A 19615-nucleotide genomic window follows, 5' to 3' on the forward strand; every position below is an offset into this window, starting at 1 on the left:
GAACCAAACCCACGAATCGAACCGCCGAACGGAACCGACGAACCGACGCGGAATCCGAGGGAGTTGAATCCGCGACGCTGACCCCGTGCCCGACGCCGACGGCGCCCCCTTCTGGCGGTACGCGGCCCAGGGCGAGCTCCGCGTCCAGGCCTGCGCCGACTGCGGCGAACCCCGCTTCCCGCCCGCCCCTGCTGCCCGCACTGCCGGTCCTTCGCGACCGAGTGGCGTCCGACCTCCGGCCGGCCGCATCTGGTCCTACGTGGTCCCGCACCCGCCCCTCCTGCCGGAGTACGCGGCACAGGCCTCGTACAACGTGATCCTCGTCGAGCTGGCCGAAGCGCCCCGGATACGGATGGTGGGCAACCTGGTGACCGAGGCGGGCGCCCCCCTCGACTCGCTCTCCCCCGACCGCGTCCGCATCGGCGCCCGGGTCCAGGCCCTCTTCGACGCCGCCGGTCTCCCCCAGCGGATCCTGGAGCGCCCATGACCGTACGACTCGCCGCGGACAAGGACACCGGGGTCGCGGTGGTCACCGTCGACCGCCCGACGAGACTCAACGCGATCGACTTGCCGACGGTCGGCGAACTCAACGCACTCTGGCGGGAGTTGCGCTTCGACGACACGGTCCGCGCGATCGTCCTCACCGGAGCCGGCGGTCGGGCCTTCTCCACCGGCTTGGACCGCGACGCGGTGGTCCCCCAGCCCGACTCGCCCTATATGCAGGACGACCCGCTGCTCACCGTCGGCCCCAAGGCGAACGACCTGTGGAAGCCGGTCGTCGCCGCCGTGGAGGGGATGGCCTGCGGAGGGGCCTTCTACCTGCTCGGGGAGTCCGAGTTCGTCGTCGCCGGCGCCGAGTTCTTCGACCCCACACCACGTACGGCATGGTCAGCGCGTACGAGTCGGTGCTCCTGGCCCAGCGGATGCCGTACGGCGAGGTCGACCGCATGATGCTCATGGACACGGCGGAACGGATCTCCGCCCGGCGCGCGTACGAGATCGGCCTGGTCAGCGAACTCACCGAGCCGGGCAGTGCGTTGGCCGCCGCGACAGCCTGCGCGGCCGTCATCGCCGGCTACCCGCCCACCGGCGTCCAGGGCACGGTCCGAGCCCTGTGGGCGGCGAAGGAGGCGGCACGCGGGGCGGGCTGGGCCCAGGCACCGCATCTCATCGCGCTGGGGAACCTGCCGGGCGAGGAGCAGGCGGCGCTGTTCGCGGCACGGCCGACGTCCCGACCCCGGATTCGGTGAGCCGCTGCACCGTGCCGGGACCGGGATCCTCCAGGCCCTCCGGTCAGTCGATCTGCGGGGAGCCGCCCAGGTTCCAGGTGTACGCGCCCCCGCCGTCGCGGTCGATGTCGTACGTGACGGTCCCGTCGGCGCTCCAGGTCAGCGCTCTGCTGTGGCTGTACCACTTCTGGCAGAAGCCGCTCCCATCGCCTGACGTGTTGATGTCGTACCTCACGTCGCAGACACGCGACGCCTGGATGATGTCGCCGATGTCGGGGTCGTGCTGTTCGACCCGCACCTGGAGGTCGAACCGGTCGAACTTCCGGTTGTCGTCGAGATCCGTGCCACCGCTTCCCGACCACTTGTAGTAGGCGCTGGCCTCGTACCCGCCCTCCGAGTAGTGCTCGATGCACAGTTTGATCGAGACTTCCACGTCGCTCCCAGGTGTGGAGAAGGTCTTGTCCTGGTAGCTGGTGCAGGCGTAGTCCTCCGCGTAGGCGGGACCGACCGTCAACGCGCTCATACCTCCGAAAGCGAGCAGAAACGCGGCCGCCGCTGTTGCCGTACGCCGGACCTTGACCATCATGCGCATACCTTTCCGTGGTGCCTCTGTGGTGCGTCATCTTCTGCTGACGCGCAGCACCCTCGGCCCGTATCCCCCGCACGGGCCGAAGGGCGCGCAGATCCAGCCTCTCGGATCGTCCGGGCATGTAGGAGGGGTCCAACTGGCCCCTGGCTCACGCCCTTTCGCTGTGAGTCCGTCCTCGGTCCCGTTCCACACAGGTGGCCTGTCTAGGATTCCGGCCAGGTGAATCCGGCCAGGAGAGGCTATGAACAGGCGCACCGAACTCCGCTCCTTCCTCCAGTCCAGACGCGCCCGGCTGAGCCCGTCCGAGGTGGGCGTGCCGACGTTCGGAGGGGTGCGCCGGGTGCCGGGGCTACGGCGCGAGGAACTGGCACAGCTGGCCGGGATCGGGATCGACTACTACATACGGCTGGAACAGGGGCGCAACGACAAGGTCTCCGCCTCCGTGCTCGACGCGGTCGCCCGCGCACTGCGGCTGGACGAGTTGGAGCGGGTCCATCTGCACAACCTCGCCCACCCCGACCGGAGCCGGCCACCCGCCGCCGAGCGGGTCTCGGAGGGTACCCAGTGGCTGCTGGACAACATGCCGGACACCGCCGTGTTCGCCCTGGGGCGACGGACTCAGGTGTTGGCGTGGAACTGCCCCGCCTCGAAGATCTTCCTCGATTTCGCCCCCGTGCCGGAGCGCAACCTGGCCCTTCTCGTGTACGGGCAGCCCGCCATCCGGAAACTGGTGCTCGACTGGCCGGTCATGGCACGGCACGTCGTCGCCTGGCTGCGTCTGGAAGTGGGCCGCCATCCCGAGGACGAGGAGACCAACGCGTTCATCGCGGAACTGGCGGCGACAGACTCCGACTTCCGGCGGCTGTGGCGCGACAGGACGTCGTCGACCCCATGCACGGCGCCTACCGCCTCCAGCACCCCCTGCTCGGTCCTCTCACCGCCACCTTCCGCACGCTGCTCCTTCCTGAGGACCCGGACCAGATGCTCATCGTCTATGCCATCGAGCCGGATCCGTCCGGCGCGGAGGGAGGGGAAGCCGACAGTGGCATCTGGTGCACGTCACCGGATCACGGGCCGGTCCTGCCGGGGTGCTGCCCCACCCACGACATCGCCGCCTTCATCGTGCGGGGGCGGGCGTCGGCTCGCGTCACGTCCGGGTGAGGCGTGGTCCGTCCGGACCGACGTGCAGCACCGGGGCCGGACCGGACCCCCTCCCGTCGGCGGGCTGTTTGCGGGGCCAGAGCGGCTTCGGTGATTTCGGCAGGCTCGGCGGCCCCTCCGGATCCGGGGCCGCCGGAGAGGCCGCTGCTTTCGCCCGTACGCCGCCCCACCTCACCAGCGGGCCCAACTCTCCCCCTTCCTGAGCCGTGAGCCCTCCGTCATGGCGACGCGGAGGAGTGGAGAAGGCGGGGTCGGTCTACTGCCAGCCGTGTTCTGTGAGAGGGCTGTCGTCGCCGAGGTAGCCGCGTAGACCGACCGCCGGGTACTCGATGATGTCGTCGGGCAGGTCATGCACGGTGAACCACTCAAGGGCGAGGCATTTCTCGGGCTCCTTGTTGACGGGCTGCCCCTCCCATTCGGTGGCCTCGAAGAAGAAGCCGATCCGCTCCACCTGCGTGTCCTGCCGATGGTGCACGGTGCGAACCAGGCGCAGGTGAGCCGGGTCGACGGTGACGCCGGTCTCCTCGTACAACTCCCGGGCGGCACCGTCGGGAAGGGGCTCGCCTTGGTCGAGCTTTCCCGATGGCATCGACGCTCCTCGTTTCAGGGTGGGTGTCAGTGGTGCGTCTTAGCTTGTCCTACCTTTCAAGCGTGGGTCTGAGCTGGTCATTCGTAAATCGACGGACCCGGGGGTTCTGGGTATGGCTGTGAGCTTGTCGCCGTTGGATGGCTCAAAGAACTTGGCCGCCCGGAGCCCCTCGACGACTCGACCGCTAATTGGGATACGCGACTCGATCGCTGTGTAGGACAACGTCGGCGAGGTCGTCTGCGGGATCGATGTGAGACGACGAGCTAGCGGAGGTGACCATGTCCCAGATCTGGGCCGGAGTGGACATCGGCAAGGAACACCACCACTGCGTGGTGGTCGACGAGCGAGGCGAACGCCTCCTCTCACGCCGGGTCTTCAACGACGAACCGGACCTGCTGGAGCTGATCGCTGACGTACTCGCGCTGCTCGCTCTGGCCCGTCGCCGAGCCAACGTCTTGTGGGCCATGCTCCGCGACGGAACGTGTTACGAGGTCCTACCAACCGTCACGACGGCGGCTTGACATCGTCATTGGGAAGTTCTTTATCTGCCGTCAGTGTCGTAGGGCGGGGTCGGAAGGTTCCAGACGGCGTCTGACGGGCTGACGATCCTTCGTAGTTCGCGGGCGCTTCGTGGTGATATGGCCTGCATCGCGGTGTCGAGGAGAGCTCGGGCTTCGAGAGGGTTGCCGCAGCAGTGCCAGTGCACGTTGCCCCACTCGTAGTCGTGCCACAGATCACGCTCGAGGGTGAGTCTGCTGGCTGATGCTCCCCAGAGGGAGGCGTTCGCGGAAGCGTCACGCTTCCGGGGCGAGTTCTACGAGTGTCTGACCGCTCGGCGCGATGAGTTGTTCGAGTTGGTGGACGCGGTGCTGTGCGCGGACGGTGCGGTGAAGTCGCCGGTGGACTTGACGTTGTTGCCCGAGCGTCGGCGTGGGCACGGAGCGATGTACGGCGGCCTGAACCACGGCCGGATCGACACCGAACGGCTACGGACGGTGCTGGCCGGACTGCGACTGCCGCGTTTCGACGGCGGGCGCCTGGTCCTGGCGGTCGATGTGTCGCCGTGGCTTCGATCGGACGCGCCGTGCTCGGCGGAGCGCCTGTTCTGCCACGTCTACGGCCGTGCGAAAACAGCCTCGCAGTTCATCCCGGGCTGGCCCTACTCCTTCGTTGCCTTGCTGGAGCCCGGCGCCACGTCCTGGACCGCGATTCTTGACGCGGTCCGGCTCGGTCCGGTCGACGACGCGACAGCAGTCACCGCTGACCAGCTCCGGAGAGTCGTTGAACGGCTCATCACTGCGGGCCAGTGGCAGGCCGGGGACCCGCATATCGTGATCGTCAGTGATGCCGGCTACGACGTCACCCGCCTGGCCTGGGTCCTGCGCGACCTTCCGGTCGAGTTGGTCGGCCGGGTCCGCTCCGACCGCGTCATGCTTCTGCCGACACGATGCCGGTCCCCGTCCGCCAGGCCGCGTCGGGTACCTGGCCCGTCGATGACGCGCCCGCACAGGCCGAGGGCAGGGTGGTCGCGTACTGCCGCGTGTCCTCCGCCGCGGCCGGCGCGCGCGTGCGTCGGCCAATGGAACCACGCAGTGCGGCCGCCACGCCGTCGGGAGGCACTGGCGTTCCCGGCAAGCGAAGAGGGTGCGGGATCTGTCAGCCTGGTCCTACGGCTTCCATCTGTCGGCCGAAGGCCGGCATCAGTGGTGAGAGTGGGTGCGGTGATGGCCGAAGCTCGGACGCGTGCCCGGGTGGTGATCGTGACGAATCCACGCTCGGGCGGCGGTAAGCCTGCTCGTTACGGTCTGGTCCAGCGGGCCGAGGACATGGGGGCTCAGGTCTGGATGACCAGCGCGGAGGAGGACGCGGCGTCGGTTGCGAGGTGCGCCGTCGAGGAGGGGGCACAGGTGCTGGGAGTCGCGGGCGGCGACGGCACTGTATCCGCGGTCGCCGCGGTGGCCGCGGACGCGGGCCGGTCGCTGATGGTGGTCCCGGCGGGTACCCGCAACCATTTCGCCCGGGACCTGGGCCTCGACGTTCGCGATCCGGCGCAGGCGCTGGGCGCCCTGGTCGACGGTGAGTCCGCACGGGTGGACCTGGGGGTGCTCGGCCCGCGCGTCTTCGTCAACAACGTCTCTTTCGGCATGTACGCCGACGCCCTGCTGGAGCCCGGGTACCGGGAGGACAAGACGCGCGCGTTCGCTGCGGTGGCACCCGATTATCTCAAGGGCAAGCAGTGGGTCGAGGCCTGCGTGGACACCCCGTGGGGGACCGTCGAGTTCCCGCAGATGGTGCTGGTCTCCAACAACCCCTATCACCTGGCCACACCGCGCTGGCTGGGGCGTCGCTTCTCGCTCACCACGGGACTGCTGGGCGGCATCGTCCTCAAGCGTCCGGCACAGACGCCCCCGGACCTCCTCCGGCACCTGCGCAGCGAACTGCGACGCTCCATGCCCGGTCCTGGCCCGGCAGGCGAGGGTGGTGTCGTCTGGTCGGCGTCCGGCGTCACGCTGCGGGGTGACGTGCGGTACCTGGATGCGGGGATCGACGGCGAAGCGGTGAGGCTTCCTCTCCCCGTCGTATGCGGAATTCGGCCAGGTGCCCTGCGTGTGCTGCTGCCGAAGGACCGGCCGGGAATCCCACCGGAGCCCCTGCCGAGGCGCCCGGGAGCGCTGCGAGCGGGTGGCAACGGTTGAAGGAGCGACCAGAGCCAGGACGCGGTTCTTGTCCGGAGAACGCCGCGCGGACACGGGCGACGTACGCGTGCGCGCTTGTGCGTTCGCGGTGACCGGGCCCGGGCCCGGTCGCCACCGTCCGGTCGATGTGCTCGACGGCCGGGCCGGTGCGGTTGAAGTCCTCGCGGCTGGTCGACTGCGTTCATTCTGAGCAGCGACACCACCCGTTTCCAGGTCAACCCTGCCGTGCTGTTCGAAGCGCGTCCGGCCAGGCTGCTGTTCCGCCGGCCCGTCTGTGCCGGCGACCCTCGCCTTCGCCGGGTGAGGTCCCGGGCTTGAGGACCTGGAGGACAGGGCCCTTCGAGGGAGGCGGCCGCTGATGCGGACCGGGTGATGGCTGTCAACTCGGCGCTGACCGGGCGCGCTGGAAGCATACGAAGCGGCGGTGATCAGCAAGAAGCTGATCGAGTTCCGCCGGCTCATCACCGGCACCGGCTGCAGCCGCTCCGTCACTCCTCCTCTCGGGCTCGTGCGGGATGGCTTTCCACGCCGGCGATCGCGGCGTCCAGCGCACAGCTGTACATCGTGTCGATCACGTCCTTCGAGGGGGCGGGCGCATCTTCCCCGTCGGGACCGGCCGGTGCCGGAGGGAGGGTGGTCCACCGCTGCAGTGCTCCGGTCAGCTCGTTGGCCAGCAGTCCCGTGAAGACCGCGCACAGGGTGGCAGCGACCCGGGGGATCTCCGAGGCGGGCAGTTTCGCGGCGGCGAGTGTGCCGGTGAGTCCTTGCCAGAACGGGTCGTCCGGCTGGATGAAGTCGGCACGGCCGAAGGAGTACCCCATCAGTTCGGGGTGACGGTGGGCCAGTTGGCGGAAGTCAAGGGCGAGTTGGCTCAGGCGGTCCTGCCAGGGAGCGTCCTCCCGCTCCGGCGTGCGGAACCGCGAGCCGACGCGCTCGGTCACGCCGCGCAGCACGGCGTCCTTGTTCGGCACGTGGTGATACAGCGACATCGGGTTCGCGTCCAGCGCGGTCGCGAGTTTGCGCATGGTCAGTGCATCGACCCCGTCGGAGTCGATGAGCTGCAGCGCCATGGCGTAGATGCCGTCCTCGGTGAGCGGTACGTCTCTCTTCCTCGTCCCCCGGGGGGCCCTTTTTGGAATTTCCATACGCCGTATGGTACCACTGAAGACAGTTCCATACGACGTATGGAAATCGGGGTCGGGCTGCCCCTCTGCGGCTTCCCCTTCGTTGCACAGCGCCCTTGCCCTCGCCTCTCTCCGCACAAAGGAGCAAGTTCATGACCACGCAGCCCGTGACCGACCCGCGTCCCATCCGGTCCCCGCGCGGGATCCCCCTCCTCGGCCACACGCCGCAGATCCCCCACACCAATCCGGTCGCGTACTTCGGCGAGCTGTCCAAGCAGTTCCCCGAGGGCATCTACGGCATGGACATCGCCGGCATCAAGCAGGTCTTCGTCTACGACCCTGACCTGGTGGCCGAGATATGCGACGAGACGCGGTTCTACAAGCAGATCGAGAAGACACCGCTGAACCATGTCCGGGACTTCGCGGGAGCGGGCCTGTTCACGGCACACCAGCACGAAGAGGAATGGGGCATGGCGCACCGGATCCTCATGCCGGCCTTCAGCCAGCGGGCCATGAAGAACTACTACGGACAGATGCTGGAGATTGCCCAGAACCTGGCGGGCAGGTGGGAGCGTAAGGAGGGCCGGCCGGTCAACATCACCGACGACTACACCCGGCTGACCCTGGACACCATCGCTGTGTCGGGGTTCGGCTACCGGTTCGACTCCTTCGCCGAGGAAGAGCTGCACCCCTTCCTCCAGGCGCTGCTGGGGGCGCTCGTGGAGTCGCTGCGGCGCTCGCAGGAGCTGCCGATGATGACAAAGCTCCGCAGGGCGGACGACAAGAAGTACCGCGAGAACATCCAGGTGATGCGCGAGCTGGTCGAGAGTGTGATCAAGGAGCGCCGTCAGGGGGAGAGCAGTGGTGAGGACGACCTGCTGGGTCTGATGCTGCAGGCGACCGACCCGGAGACCGGCAAGCTGCTGGACGACGACAACGTCCGGGACCAGGTGCTGACGTTCCTGATCGCCGGTCACGAGACCACCAGTGGTCTGCTGTCGTTCGCCACGTACTCGCTGATGCGCAATCCGCACGTGCTGGCCCAGGCCTACGCCGAGGTGGACCGGCTGCTGCCCGGCGACACGGTCCCGGACTACGACACGATCATGAAGCTGGACGTGATCCCGCGGATCCTGGAAGAGACCCTGCGCCTGTGGGCTCCCATTCCGGCCTTCGGCAAGGCCCCGATCGAGGACACCGTCATCGGCGGCTGCTACGAGCTGAAGAAGGGGACGCGGGTCAACATCCTCGAGGGCCCGCTGCACACCCACCCCAAGGCGTGGGACCGGCCGGAGGAGTTCGACATCGACCGGTGGCTGCCGGAGAACCGCGCCCAGCAGCACCCGCACGCCTACAAGCCGTTCGGCAACGGCGTGCGTGCCTGTATCGGCCGGCAGTTCGCCCTCACCGAGGCCCGGCTGGCCCTCGCTCTGGTGCTGCAGAAGTTCAAGTTCGCCGACCCGAACGACTACACGATGGACGTGCGGGAAGCGCTCACGCGCAAGCCCGGCGACTTCGAGCTGGTCGTCCGTACCCGCCAGGAGCACGAGCGGACCGTCTTCGGCGCCTTGGACCTGCAGAGCGACGACGAGCGGCAGCAGGCCGCGGTCAGCGGCGTCGGGGTGAACCTGACCGTCGCCTACGGCTCCAGCCTGGGCTCGTGCGAGGACCTGGCGCGCACCATCGCCGACCGCGGTGAGCGCTCCGGGTTCGGCACCACGCTGACGAGCCTGGACGAACTGGGCGACGACCTGCCCACCGAGGGCCTGCTCGTCGTCGTCGCCGCCAGCTACAACGGCAAGGCCCCCGACAACGCCCAGCGTTTCGACGACCTGATCGCCGCCGGACTGCCCGAGGGCTCACTGTCCGACGTGCGGTTCGCGCTGCTGGGCGCCGGCAACACCCAGTGGGTCGCGACCTACCAGGCCTTCCCCAAGCGGATCGAGGAAAGCCTGCTGGCCGCCGGGGCCACCCCCGTCATCGAGCGCGGCATCGCCGATGCGGCCGGTGACTTCGACGGCATGGCCACCCGCTGGACGGACACCCTGTGGGCCACCCTGGCCGAGGAGTACGCCGCCGACACCTCCGACGACGGCGCGCCGCGCTACGAGGTGCACCTGCTCACCGAGGCGGACGTACGCCCCGCGATCGTCTCCGAGCAGGCGTACCCCCTCGCCGTGGTCGCCAACGAGGAACTCGTCAGCGACGCGACCGGGCTGTGGGACTTCAGCATCGAACCCCCGCGCCCGTCCGCGAAGTCCATCACCGTCGAGCTGCCGAAGGGCGTCACCTACGACACCGGAAACCACCTGGCCGTCTACGCCAAGAACGAGCCCGCGCTGGTCGACCGCGCCCTCGCGCGGCTCGGCGTCGACCGCGACCAGGTGCTCCGGCTCGACCAGCCCGCAGGCGGTCGGAGCCACCTGCCGGTGGGCACGCCCGTCACCGCCGGCCTGCTGCTCACCGAGTTCCTGGAACTGCAGGACCCGGCCACCCGCTCCCAGATACAGACCCTGGCCGAAAACACCCAGTGCCCCTGGACCAGGCCTCAGCTGGAGGCGTACACGGCCGACACCGAAGAGGCCCAGCGGCTCTACCAGAAGGAGATCCTGGGCAAGCGCGTCTCGGTGCTGGGCCTTCTGGAGCGCTTCCCCGCCGTCGAACTGCCGCTGGCCGTCTTCCTGGACCTCATGGGCCCGATCCGCCCCCGCTTCTACTCCATCTCCTCCTCCCCGCTGACCGACCCGCGCCAGGTGCGCCTGACCGTCGGCCTCCTCGAAGGCCCCGCCCTCTCCGGCGACGGCCAGTACCGCGGCACCTGCTCCTCCTACATCGCACGCCTTGAGCCCGGAGACGTCTTCTACGGCTACGTGCGCGTCCCCTCCCCGACCTTCGCCCCGCCGGCCGACCCGGCCACGCCGCTGATCCTCATCGGCCCCGGCACCGGCATCGCGCCGCTGCGCGGCTTCCTTGAGGAGCGAGCCCGGCAGTACGGGAACGGCACGAAGGTGGGCCTGTCCGAGGTCTTCGTCGGCTGCCGCCACCCGGAGCACGACTACTTCTACCGCGACGAGATGGAGACGTGGGAGCTGTCCGGCATCGCCCGGGTCCACACCGCCTTCTCCGCGGTGACCGGCCACCGCGCCCGGTTCGTCCAGGACGCCCTCACCGCCGCCTCCGACAGTGTCTGGCAGGCACTCCAGGACGGCGCGTACGTCTACGTCTGCGGTGACGGCCGCCGTATGGCGCCCGCGGTGCGTGAAGCCCTCGCCGCCATCCACCGCCGCCACACCGGCAGCGACGACGAGAGCGCCCAGCAGTGGCTCGCCCAGCTGGAAGCCGACGAGCGCTACCAGCAGGACGTCTTCGCCTGACCCTCCCTGTGCCGGGAGGCGTCCGGCACCCCTCCCTGGCCCCACGCCTCCCGGTCTCCCCACGCCCACCAGGCAACACCCGGCACCCATCGGCGCGAACCGCCGGACCGTGCCGCTCACAGAAAGCAGATTTTTATGGACACCATGCTCGCCGGACGCTTCCACCTGGACAGCAAGAAGTTCGTCGTGGAAGAGGTCCCCGTCCCCGTACCCGGCCCGGGCGAGGTCCTCGTCGAGGTCAAGGCCGCCGGCGTCTGCCTCTCGGACGTCCACCTGATCGACGGCTCTCTCGTCCCGCTGTTCGCCACCTCCGACACGGTCACCGTCGGCCACGAGGTCTCCGGTGTGATCCACACCCTTGGCCCCGACCTCAAGCGGGGCCTGACCGCCGGCACCCGCGTCACCCTGGAGGCCGGCAAGACCTGCGGCCAGTGCGCCGGCTGCGTGCGCCGCCGCCCCTGCACCCGGATGCTCACCGCCGGCATCGACTACGACGGCGGCTGGGCCCAGTACGCCCTCGCCCGCGAGGACACCCTCGTCCCCATCCCCGACAGCCTCCCCTTCGACCAGGCCGCGATCATCCCCGACGCGGTCTCCACCCCCTACGCCGCCGTCGTCGCCACCGCCGGCGTACGCCCCGCCCAGGCGGTCGGCGTCTGGGGCGTGGGCGGAGTGGGCGCCCACAACGTGCTCCTCGCCCGCCTGGTCGGCGCCGCGCCGGTCATCGCCGTCGACCCGCTGCCCGGCGCCCGGGAGCGCGCCCTGGCCTTCGGCGCGGACGTCGCCCTCGACCCGAGCGCCCCCGACTTCGCCGACCAGGTCCGCGCGGCCACCGGCGGACGGGGTCTGGACTTCGCCTTCGACTGCGCCGGCGTGCCCGCCGTCCGCGAGCAGGCCGCGTCAGCGCTCGGTCCGGGCGGCGCCCTGATCCTGGTGGGCATCACGCCGAAGCCGCTCACCATCACCGAGGGCCTGACCTTCAACTACCTGGGCAAGCAGGTGCGCGGGCACTACGGGGGCACCCCGGAGTCCGTCACCGAGCTGGTGCGGCTGGCCGCGGGCGGCCGTCTCGACCTCGCCCCCTCCATTACGGACCACATTCCGCTGGCCGACGCGGCCGAGGCGGTCAACCGGCTGGAGAACAAGATCGGCGACCCGATCCGTCTCATCCTCGTCCCCTGACACCGGAACAGAACGTTCCGCCGAGCCACCTCGGGCAGGGGTGAGTGGGCGCCGGTACTTGAGGGAGCACCGGCGCTCACGGCTTGTCCGGGGTCAGGTGAGGTCGGGCAGGGGGCGCCGGGTGACCTCGTGGGCATCGTCCGCGGGGACGCCGAGCATGCGCAGGACCATCTCGGCCAGGTCGGAGGCGGCCACGTCGCCGTCGAGGTCGGGGCGGGCCAGTCGCAGTGCGACGAGGGACAGCAGGGTCCCGCCCACGGCGGACAGGGCGGTGGTCGCGCTGGTACAGGTGAAGCGGCCCGAGGCGATGCCGATCTCCAGGTCGCGCAGCGCTCGTGGGGCGAGGCCCCGGTCGGAGTGAATGTGGGCCAGACCGCGATCGCGCAGGATCCGCAGGAGTTCCGGGTGGGAGTCGGCCATCCGGGCGGTCAGCCGGAAGCCCGCCGCGACGAGCTCGGCCGGGTCCTCGATCCCTCGTACGCGTTCGTCGATGACCTGCCCGAACTCCTCCAAGGCGTCCGCCACCGCGGCGTCGAACAGCTCCGTCTTCGACTCGAAGTGGTTGTAGAAGGAGCCGAAACCCACGTCCGCGCGCTCGGCGATCGCCTGGATGCTGGCACTGGTGTCCCCGGTCTCAGCGAGGACCTGCCGGGCCGCGCGGACGAGCGCCTGACGGGTCTCGGCGCGGCGCCGCTCGAAGCGGTTCCTGGGCGGGGCTGACGTCGGCATACGGCGAGTCTAGCAACCGTGACGATGAGTCCCCCATGACTGATGGATTTATCAATTCTCTGGCCTCAGCTATTGACGACGAGATGCGTCAAAGTTGATGATTTCCTCATTACGGCAGTGTTGCTTGGAGGACACCATGCCCCACACCCCCGTTGACAGGGCCGATCCCCAGACGCCCCACCAGGACCTCCACAGCGAGCAGGGCGCCCTGCGCGGCGAGCACCCCGGGCGCGCTCGCAATCCGGTGATCAAGGTGGCCGACCTGGCCTGGCTGGAGTTCGAGAAGCCTGATCTGGACCGGGCCGAGGTGTTCGCGCGTGACTTCGGGTTCGCGATCGCCGCCCGCACCGAGCGGGAGCTGTGGCTGCGCGGCACGTTCGCAGGCTCACCCTGCATGGTCATCCGGCGCGGGCAAACGTCCCGTTTCATCGGGCCGGCGTTCCGCGCGGCCGAGCGGAGCGACCTGGACCGGCTGGCCCGCGCCACCGGCAGTGCCGTCCGGGACATCGGCGTACCCGGAGGCGGGCGGTCCATCGCCCTGCTCGATCCCTCGGGCTTCCCGGTCCGGGTCGTCCACGGTGCCGAACAGCTGCCCGCGCTGCCCGAGCAGCAGCCCCTGCTCCTCAACTCCGGTACGGAGCACCGCCGCACGAACGCCACCCAGCGCCCGTCCCGTGAGCCCTCCCGTATCCAGCGGCTGGGCCACGTGGTGCTGGAGACACGGCTGTTCGCCCGCGCCCTGGACTGGTACCTGGACACCCTTGGGATGATCGTCAGCGACTTCCTGTTCCTGGACGGGCAGCGCGAGCGCGGGCCGACGATGGCGTTCATCCGCTGTGACCAGGACGGCCTGGCCGTGGACCACCACACGCTGGCCATGCACCTGGGACCCGGCAACGGCTACGTCCACTCCGCCTACCAGGTCACCGACCTCGACTCGATCGCCGCCGGTGGCGAGTACCTCGCCGAGCGCGGCTACCGGCGCAGCTGGGGGATCGGCCGGCACATCCAGGGCAGCCAGCTCTTCGACTACTGGCGCGACCCCGACCGCTTCATGCTGGAGCACTTCGCCGACGGCGACCTGTTCTCCTGCGACATCGAGCCCGGCTGGGCGCCCATGTCGGCGAGCGGTCTGGCCCAGTGGGGGCCGCCGGTCACCCGTGACTTCCTGGGCACGAATCCGTCCCCCGCCAAGCTCCGCGAGGTCATGACGGCCCTGCGCGGTGACAACGAACTCGACCCCGCACGCCTGCTGGGCCTGATGAAAGCGATGAGCTCATGAGCACCAACGTTCTGCGCACCACTGGGGGCACCTCCCGCTCGGGCGGAGCCGGGAGCGGGGGAGGCTGGTGGGTCGTCCGGGACGAGCGCGCCGTCCGCGTCGAGACCAGGGCGCACACCACCGCCGAACTGCTCGCCGACCGCGACGCGGTCCGCGAGGCCGCCACCTCCGCCGAGAGCGGCACACCCGTCGCCGACCTGGTGGCCCTGCCCCCGGTCACCACCCCGTGCCGGGTGGTCGCCCAGATGGTCAACTACCGCAGCCACGCCCGCGATTCGGGTTTCACCGGCGACATCCCGCCCACCTTCTTCCGCAAGGCGTCCGGCTCGGTCAGCGGCCCGCACGAGGCGATCGTCCGCCCCGCGCACGTGAAGTTCCTCGACTACGAGGTCGAACTCGGCCTCGTCATGGGCGCAACCCTGCCCGTGGGCACCGTCGTCCAGGAGCAGGACCTGCCGCGCTACGTCGCCGGACTCGTCCTGACCAACGACGTCAGCGCCCGCGACGTCCAGCTGACCAAGACCCAGTTCTACGAGAGCAAGTCCTACCCGACCTTCACACCGACCGGACCGTATCTGGCCCTGCTGGAGCCCGAGGACTTCGCCCATCTGTCCAACCTGCGCCTGCGGCTGTCGGTCAACGGCGAACCGCGCCAGGACCGCACGCTCGCCGACATGATCGTACGGCCCGCGCAGGCGCTCACCCTGCTCGCCCGTTTCCAGACCCTGGATCCGGGCGACCTGCTGCTGACCGGCACCCCCGGTGGCACGGCCCTGAAGGCCCCGCCCAAGCCGGTCGAGAAGATCGGCGCACTGCTGCCGCCCGCACTGAAGTGGAAGGCGTTCTTCAACAGCCAGGCCAAGAACCCCCGTTACCTGCGCGACGGCGACCTCATCACCGCCACGATCGCCACGCCTGACGGGCGGATCAACCTCGGCGAGCAGCAGACTCCTGTGACGGACGCGTCATGAACGCCGCATCCCGGATACCGGTGGTCATCATCGGTGCGGGACCTGTGGGCGTCACGGCCGCCCTCCTGCTCGCCCGCCACGGAGTGCGCAGCATCGTCCTGGAACGCCACCGGGACGTCTACCCCCTGCCGCGCGCCGTCGCCATGGACGACGAAGTCCGCCGGATCCTGCAGCGTGTCGGCGTCCACGAGGAGTTCGCCGCCCTCGCGCGCCCGGCGCGCGGGCTGCGGCTACTGGATCCCCGGCACCGCTTGATCGCCGAGTTCCCGCGCTCCCCGCACGGACACCACGGCTTCCCGCAGACCAGCATGTTCGACCAGCCCGAGCTGGAACGCCTGCTCCGCGAGGCCCTGGCGCGCCGCCCGGAGTGCGAGCTGCGGGGCGGCGTGGAGGTCGTGTCCGTCACCCAGGACACCGACGGAGCACACGGCTCGACGGGTCCGGCCCGGGTCGCCTTCCGCCGCGACGGCAGCGACGAGGTGGAGCACGTGTGGGCCGATGCCGTCCTGGGCTGCGACGGCGCGGGCAGTCTCACTCGCGACGCCATCGGTGCCGTATGGGAGGACCTGCACTTCGAGGAGAGCTGGAGAGTCATCGACGTGCGCACCAGTCGCCGGGTGCGCACCTGGGAAGGCGCAGAGCAGATCTGCTGCCCCACCCGGCCGGCCACCTTCATGCGCGTCGGCGAGGACCGCTACCGCTGGGAGTTCCGGCTGGCCGACGACGAGCCCCTGGACGGCCCGGAGGGGCTGGACCGACTGCGCGAGCTGGTCGCCCCCTGGGTGGACCTGCCGCGTGACGCCCCGCCTGGCGACGACTTCGAGGTGGTCCGGCAGGCGCAGTACACCTTCCGGGCCCGCCTGGCCGACCGGTGGCGCCGGGGCCGTGTCTTCCTGCTGGGCGACGCGGCCCACCTCACCCCGCCCTTCATCGGGCAGGGTCTGTGCGCGGGACTGCGCGACGCCCACAACCTCACCTGGAAACTGGCCCGCGTTCTCCAACAGGGCGCGGACGACGCACTGCTGGACACCTACGAGCGCGAACGCAAGCCGCACGCCCGCCACCTGATCCGCGTCGCGGTCGCCGTCGGCTGGGCCATGACCGGCGGACAGGACCGGGGCGCGGCGATCCGCCGGGCCGTCGTGGGCACGGCCTGCCGCATCCCCGGCGTGACAGCGGCGGTGGGCCGCGATCTCAGCCCTGCCCTGGCCGCCGGTCCACTGGTACGGCGCCGCCCCCGGCTGGTCGGCCGTGTGCTGGCCGGCACCTTGTGTCCGCAGCCGTGGGTGATCGTCGACGGCAGGCGAGTGCGCCTGGATGACGTCCTCGGGGATTCCTTCGCCGTCCTGACCACCGTGCCGCCCACCTCGCAGGTGACGGCCGTGGCCACGGCACTCGGCGCGCGCACGATCCGCGTGGACGACCTGGGCGACGACGGCACCCTCGCCGCCTGGCTGGCACGCGGCCGGGCGGATGCCGTCCTGCTGCGTCCCGATCGCGTCGTGCTGGACACGGTCCCCGCCGGCACCGGCGACTTCACCGACACCGCCGTCTGGGCGCCGCTGCTGCACACGGCCCGCCGCCCCGCCGGGGGCCGGCCGGCCCCCCTGCCGAGGAGCACCACACGATGAGCACCCCGCACGCCACGCCGTATCCGGAACCCTTCCTCACTCCCGACCCGCAGGCGGCCGCAGGCAGCCGCATCGCGGACTTCGCCCGATGGGCAGCCCGGCACCAAGGCGCCGAAGGTGTCCAGGACCCCACCGACTACCAGGCCCTGCACCGCTGGTCGGTCACCGACCTGGAAGGCTTCTGGGCCGCCCTGTGGGAGTACTTCGCCATCGACGCGGCGACGCCGTACGAGCGTGTACTGGCCCAGGAGACCATGCCGGGCGCCCGCTGGTTCCCCGGCGCCACCCTGAACTACGCCCACCACGCACTGCGCAACCTTCAGCCGGACGCTCCCGCGATCACCGCGCTGGACGAGACCGGCTCCGGCTACGAGATCACGGGCCGGCAGCTGCGCGCCCAGGTCGCCTCCGTCGCCGCCACCCTGCGAGACCTGGGCGTCGAACAGGGCGACCGGGTGGTGGGCTACCTGCCCAACACCCCCCACGCCGTCATCGCCTTCCTCGCCACCGCCAGCCTTGGCGCGGTGTGGTCGGTGTGCGGCCAGGACTACGCCCCCAAGGCCGCCGCCGACCGCTTCGCCCAGCTCGAACCCACGGTCCTCATCACCGCGGACGGTTACCTCTTCAACGGCACCGGGCACGACCGCCGTGCCGCCTCGCTCGAACTGGCCGACGCGCTGCCAACGCTGAAGGCCACGATTCTCGTGGACCACCTGGGCCTCGCCCGGCCCGAGACCCGGCGCCCGGGGCTGACGGTTCCCTGGGAGGACGCCGCCGCCCGCACCGAGTACCTCACCTTCGCCCCGGTGCCGTTCGACCACCCGCTGTGGGTCGTCTTCTCCTCCGGCACCACCGGCCTGCCCAAGGGCATCGTCCACGGCCACGGCGGCGTCCTGCTCGAACACCTCAAGATCCTCGGCCTGCACACCGATCTGGGCCTCGGGGACCGCCTGCTGTGGTACACCACCACCCACTGGATGATGTGGAACCTGGTCGTCTCCACCCTGCTGACCGGCGCCACCACCTGCACCTACGACGGCAGCCCGGCACCACTTGCGCGACCGGACATCCTGTGGGAGCTGGCGGCGCGCCACAAGGTCACCGTCTTCGGCACCAGCCCCCAGTACCTGCTGGCCATGGCCAAGCTGGGCATCGAACCCTCCGCGCACGACCTGTCGGCCGTCCGCGTCATCGGCTCCACCGGCTCGGCTCTGCCCGCCTCCGCCTACCCCTGGGTCCGCGACCACGTGGGCGCCGGCGTCCAGCCGGCCTCCACCAGCGGCGGCACGGACGTCGTCTCCGGCTTCGCCGGCTCCGCCCCCACGACCCCCGTCTGGGCGGGGGAGCTGTCCGCCCCCAACCTGGGCGTGGCGCTCGCCGCCTACGACGCCCACGGCACCCCGGTCCTCGACCGCGTCGGCGAACTGGTCGTCACCCGGCCCATGCCGTCCATGCCGCTGCACTTCTGGAACGACCCCGACGGCAGCCGCTACCTCGACGCCTACTTCGGCGCCTACCCCGGCGTGTGGCGGCACGGCGACTGGATCACCCTGACCTCCCACGGCTCGGTGATCGTCCACGGCCGCTCCGATGCCACCCTCAACCGCAACGGCGTACGCCTCGGCAGCGCCGACATCCACGAGATCGTCGAACGCTTTCCCGAGATCACCGAGGCCCTCGTCATCGGCGCGGAGGAGCCGGACGGCGGCTACTGGATGCCCCTGTTCGTCGTCCCCGCGCCCGGCGTCACCCTGGACGACGCCCTGCGCGACCGGATCCGCGACGCGATCCGCGCCGGCGCCTCACCCCGCCACGTCCCCGACGAGATCCTCTCCGTGCCGGCCATCCCGCACACGAGGACCGGCAAGAAACTCGAAGTTCCGGTCAAGCGCCTGCTCCAAGGCGTCCCTGCCGAGCAGATCCTCACCCCCGCGGCGGTCGACAACCCCGAACTCATCGACTTCTACGCCCAGTTGGGTGCGGAGCGGAGCAAGCGGACAGCACGCCGCACATGACCGTCGGCCAGGGGCGGGCAGGCCTGGGTGACAGCACCGGGATGTGCGCCCCGCCCGGCTCCGCAAACCCCGTCCCGCCGACTGGTACCGGGCGGAGAGCCCGCCCCGACACCACACCATCCGCACACCGAAGCAAGAGAGAAACCGTGACCATAACCGACCGCGAACCGCAGGCCCTCGATGTCCTGGACGACGCCGGGCGAAAGCTGCTGTTCACAGAGGCCCGTACCGCGAACACCTTCGCCGCAACGGCTGTAACCGACGGCGAACTCGCCATGATCTGGGAACTCGCCCGCTGGTCGCCGAGCGCCGCCAACGGCCAGCCTCTGCGTGTGCTCTTCGTGCGCACCCGCGAGGGCAAGGGGCGCCTTGTCCGCCACCTGGACGAGGGCAACAGGGCCAAGACCCTCAAAGCGCCGGCCGTGGCGGTCCTGGCGTACGACACCGACTTCCACGAGCAGATGCCGACAGTCTTCCCGGCCCGCGGCGACATGCTGCGAGCGGCGTTCGCCGACCAGACCGAGAAGCGCGAGAACATCGCTGCCTACAACTCGGCACTGCAGACCGGGGTCTTCCTGCTCGCGGTGCGCGCGGCGGGCCTCGTGGCCGGTCCCATGGCGGGCTTCGACGAGGCCGGCGTGGACAACGAGTTCTTCGCCGGTACCAGTTGGCGTTCCCATCTGGTGGTCAACATCGGTCACCCCGGTGCCGACCCCTGGTTCCCGCGGCTGCCCCGCGTGCCCCTCGAGGACGCCGTCGCCTGGGCCTGAAGGCTCTGCTGCTTCAGGCTGGTCCGGGCGGTGTTGCGGATCCGTTTGGTGCGACCGCCGTCTGCGAGGATCCCAAGGGCGGCGGCGTTCGACGCTTCGGCCATTTTGAGTTGGAGCCAGTTTGACGACTCGAGCAAAGCGTCCGGATGCCACGGCTGCCCCAGCGTGACGGCTCGGATGAGGGACCACTCGCGAGGCGCTGGGCCAGAAACGGATAGCGTGTCGTGGCCCGGGTCATCATCTCGAGCCAGGACTCGTAGGCAGGTCCGGCGT

General features: G+C 70.2%; 13 protein-coding genes and 4 pseudogenes. 13 read left to right on the forward strand and 4 right to left on the reverse strand.

Annotated features, from left to right (window positions below):
* Positions 1-67 precede the first annotated feature (67 nt).
* Together ACFYW8_RS03105 and ACFYW8_RS03110 are read left to right on the forward strand one after the other, a co-directional pair.
* Positions 68-487, forward strand: a pseudogene (locus ACFYW8_RS03105) (Zn-ribbon domain-containing OB-fold protein).
* Positions 484-1250: pseudogene (locus ACFYW8_RS03110) on the forward strand (enoyl-CoA hydratase/isomerase family protein). Before ACFYW8_RS03105 ends, ACFYW8_RS03110 begins: the two co-directional pseudogenes overlap by 4 nt.
* A gap of 43 nt (positions 1251-1293) precedes the next feature.
* Here ACFYW8_RS03110 and ACFYW8_RS03115 read toward each other — a convergent pair.
* Positions 1294-1815: a hypothetical protein gene (locus tag ACFYW8_RS03115; protein WP_389066864.1), complete on the reverse strand. Its 522-nt coding sequence runs from the start codon at positions 1813-1815 to the stop codon at positions 1294-1296.
* A gap of 244 nt (positions 1816-2059) precedes the next feature.
* Here ACFYW8_RS03115 and ACFYW8_RS03120 point away from each other — a divergent pair.
* Positions 2060-2979, forward strand: a pseudogene (locus ACFYW8_RS03120) (helix-turn-helix transcriptional regulator).
* A 256-nt stretch (positions 2980-3235) separates the two neighbouring features.
* Here the strand turns inward: ACFYW8_RS03120 and ACFYW8_RS03125 are convergent.
* Positions 3236-3568 carry an NUDIX domain-containing protein gene (locus ACFYW8_RS03125; protein ID WP_389066866.1) on the reverse strand — a complete coding sequence of 111 codons (333 nt, stop codon included), beginning with the start codon at positions 3566-3568 and terminating at the stop codon, positions 3236-3238.
* Between the two features lie 278 nt (positions 3569-3846).
* On the opposite strand from ACFYW8_RS03125, the gene ACFYW8_RS03130 reads away from it, so the two are divergent.
* The 3 genes and pseudogenes from ACFYW8_RS03130 to ACFYW8_RS03140 all read left to right on the forward strand — a co-directional run bounded on the left by ACFYW8_RS03130 (position 3847) and on the right by ACFYW8_RS03140 (position 6264).
* Complete coding sequence (locus ACFYW8_RS03130) at positions 3847-4089, forward strand: transposase (protein WP_389066870.1); 243 nt, start codon at positions 3847-3849, stop codon at positions 4087-4089.
* Between the two features lie 225 nt (positions 4090-4314).
* Positions 4315-5073: pseudogene (locus ACFYW8_RS03135) on the forward strand (transposase); the annotation flags it as partial.
* A gap of 255 nt (positions 5074-5328) precedes the next feature.
* Positions 5329-6264: a diacylglycerol/lipid kinase family protein gene (locus ACFYW8_RS03140; protein WP_389068120.1), complete on the forward strand. Its 936-nt coding sequence runs from the start codon at positions 5329-5331 to the stop codon at positions 6262-6264.
* 488 nt (positions 6265-6752) lie between these two features.
* Here the strand turns inward: ACFYW8_RS03140 and ACFYW8_RS03145 are convergent, their stop codons facing one another.
* The gene (locus ACFYW8_RS03145) at positions 6753-7409 is read right to left on the reverse strand and encodes a TetR/AcrR family transcriptional regulator (RefSeq protein WP_389066874.1); all 657 of its coding nucleotides are present in this window, start codon (positions 7407-7409) and stop codon (positions 6753-6755) included.
* A 131-nt stretch (positions 7410-7540) separates the two neighbouring features.
* On the opposite strand from ACFYW8_RS03145, the gene ACFYW8_RS03150 reads away from it, so the two are divergent.
* A complete protein-coding gene (locus ACFYW8_RS03150) occupies positions 7541-10762 on the forward strand; it encodes a bifunctional cytochrome P450/NADPH--P450 reductase (protein ID WP_389066878.1) in 3222 nt (1073 codons plus the stop codon).
* Between the two features lie 135 nt (positions 10763-10897).
* Positions 10898-11944, forward strand: a complete 1047-nt coding sequence (locus tag ACFYW8_RS03155; RefSeq protein WP_389066882.1) for a zinc-binding dehydrogenase — start codon at positions 10898-10900, stop codon at positions 11942-11944.
* 93 nt (positions 11945-12037) lie between these two features.
* Here ACFYW8_RS03155 and ACFYW8_RS03160 read toward each other — a convergent pair whose 3' ends face one another.
* The gene (locus tag ACFYW8_RS03160; RefSeq protein ID WP_389066886.1) at positions 12038-12673 is read right to left on the reverse strand and encodes a TetR/AcrR family transcriptional regulator; all 636 of its coding nucleotides are present in this window, start codon (positions 12671-12673) and stop codon (positions 12038-12040) included.
* Between the two features lie 136 nt (positions 12674-12809).
* Between ACFYW8_RS03160 and ACFYW8_RS03165 the strand changes: the two genes are divergently transcribed.
* From ACFYW8_RS03165 to ACFYW8_RS03185, 5 genes are all read left to right on the forward strand, one after another.
* Positions 12810-13955 (forward strand): VOC family protein, encoded by a 1146-nt coding sequence (locus tag ACFYW8_RS03165; protein WP_389066889.1) that lies wholly within the window; start codon positions 12810-12812, stop codon positions 13953-13955.
* A complete protein-coding gene (locus ACFYW8_RS03170; protein ID WP_389066892.1) occupies positions 13952-14926 on the forward strand; it encodes a fumarylacetoacetate hydrolase family protein in 975 nt (324 codons plus the stop codon). Before ACFYW8_RS03165 ends, ACFYW8_RS03170 begins: the two co-directional genes overlap by 4 nt.
* Positions 14923-16557 (forward strand): bifunctional 3-(3-hydroxy-phenyl)propionate/3-hydroxycinnamic acid hydroxylase, encoded by a 1635-nt coding sequence (locus ACFYW8_RS03175; protein WP_389066897.1) that lies wholly within the window; start codon positions 14923-14925, stop codon positions 16555-16557. The genes ACFYW8_RS03170 and ACFYW8_RS03175 overlap by 4 nt, the downstream gene beginning before the upstream one ends.
* Positions 16554-18572: an acetoacetate--CoA ligase gene (locus tag ACFYW8_RS03180; RefSeq protein WP_389066901.1), complete on the forward strand. Its 2019-nt coding sequence runs from the start codon at positions 16554-16556 to the stop codon at positions 18570-18572. The genes ACFYW8_RS03175 and ACFYW8_RS03180 overlap by 4 nt, the downstream gene beginning before the upstream one ends.
* Before the next feature lie 146 nt (positions 18573-18718).
* Positions 18719-19342, forward strand: a complete 624-nt coding sequence (locus ACFYW8_RS03185) for a malonic semialdehyde reductase (protein WP_389066905.1) — start codon at positions 18719-18721, stop codon at positions 19340-19342.
* Positions 19343-19615: the final 273 nt, after the last annotated feature.

It is taken from the genome of Streptomyces sp. NPDC002742, assembly GCF_042888885.1.
Classification (GTDB): domain Bacteria; phylum Actinomycetota; class Actinomycetes; order Streptomycetales; family Streptomycetaceae; genus Streptomyces.

Excerpts from the sequence above, each read along its gene's own strand:
- ACFYW8_RS03115 (WP_389066864.1), bottom strand. The coding sequence starts at position 1,815 with ATGATGGTCAAGGTCCGGCGTACGGCAACAGCGGCGGCCGCGTTTCTG.
- ACFYW8_RS03125 (WP_389066866.1), bottom strand. The coding sequence starts at position 3,568 with ATGCCATCGGGAAAGCTCGACCAAGGCGAGCCCCTTCCCGACGGTGCC.
- ACFYW8_RS03130 (WP_389066870.1), top strand. The coding sequence starts at position 3,847 with ATGTCCCAGATCTGGGCCGGAGTGGACATCGGCAAGGAACACCACCAC.
- ACFYW8_RS03145 (WP_389066874.1), bottom strand. The coding sequence starts at position 7,409 with ATGGAAATTCCAAAAAGGGCCCCCCGGGGGACGAGGAAGAGAGACGTA.
- ACFYW8_RS03150 (WP_389066878.1), top strand. The coding sequence starts at position 7,541 with ATGACCACGCAGCCCGTGACCGACCCGCGTCCCATCCGGTCCCCGCGC.
- ACFYW8_RS03155 (WP_389066882.1), top strand. The coding sequence starts at position 10,898 with ATGGACACCATGCTCGCCGGACGCTTCCACCTGGACAGCAAGAAGTTC.
- ACFYW8_RS03160 (WP_389066886.1), bottom strand. The coding sequence starts at position 12,673 with ATGCCGACGTCAGCCCCGCCCAGGAACCGCTTCGAGCGGCGCCGCGCC.
- ACFYW8_RS03165 (WP_389066889.1), top strand. The coding sequence starts at position 12,810 with ATGCCCCACACCCCCGTTGACAGGGCCGATCCCCAGACGCCCCACCAG.
- ACFYW8_RS03170 (WP_389066892.1), top strand. The coding sequence starts at position 13,952 with ATGAGCACCAACGTTCTGCGCACCACTGGGGGCACCTCCCGCTCGGGC.
- ACFYW8_RS03175 (WP_389066897.1), top strand. The coding sequence starts at position 14,923 with ATGAACGCCGCATCCCGGATACCGGTGGTCATCATCGGTGCGGGACCT.
- ACFYW8_RS03180 (WP_389066901.1), top strand. The coding sequence starts at position 16,554 with ATGAGCACCCCGCACGCCACGCCGTATCCGGAACCCTTCCTCACTCCC.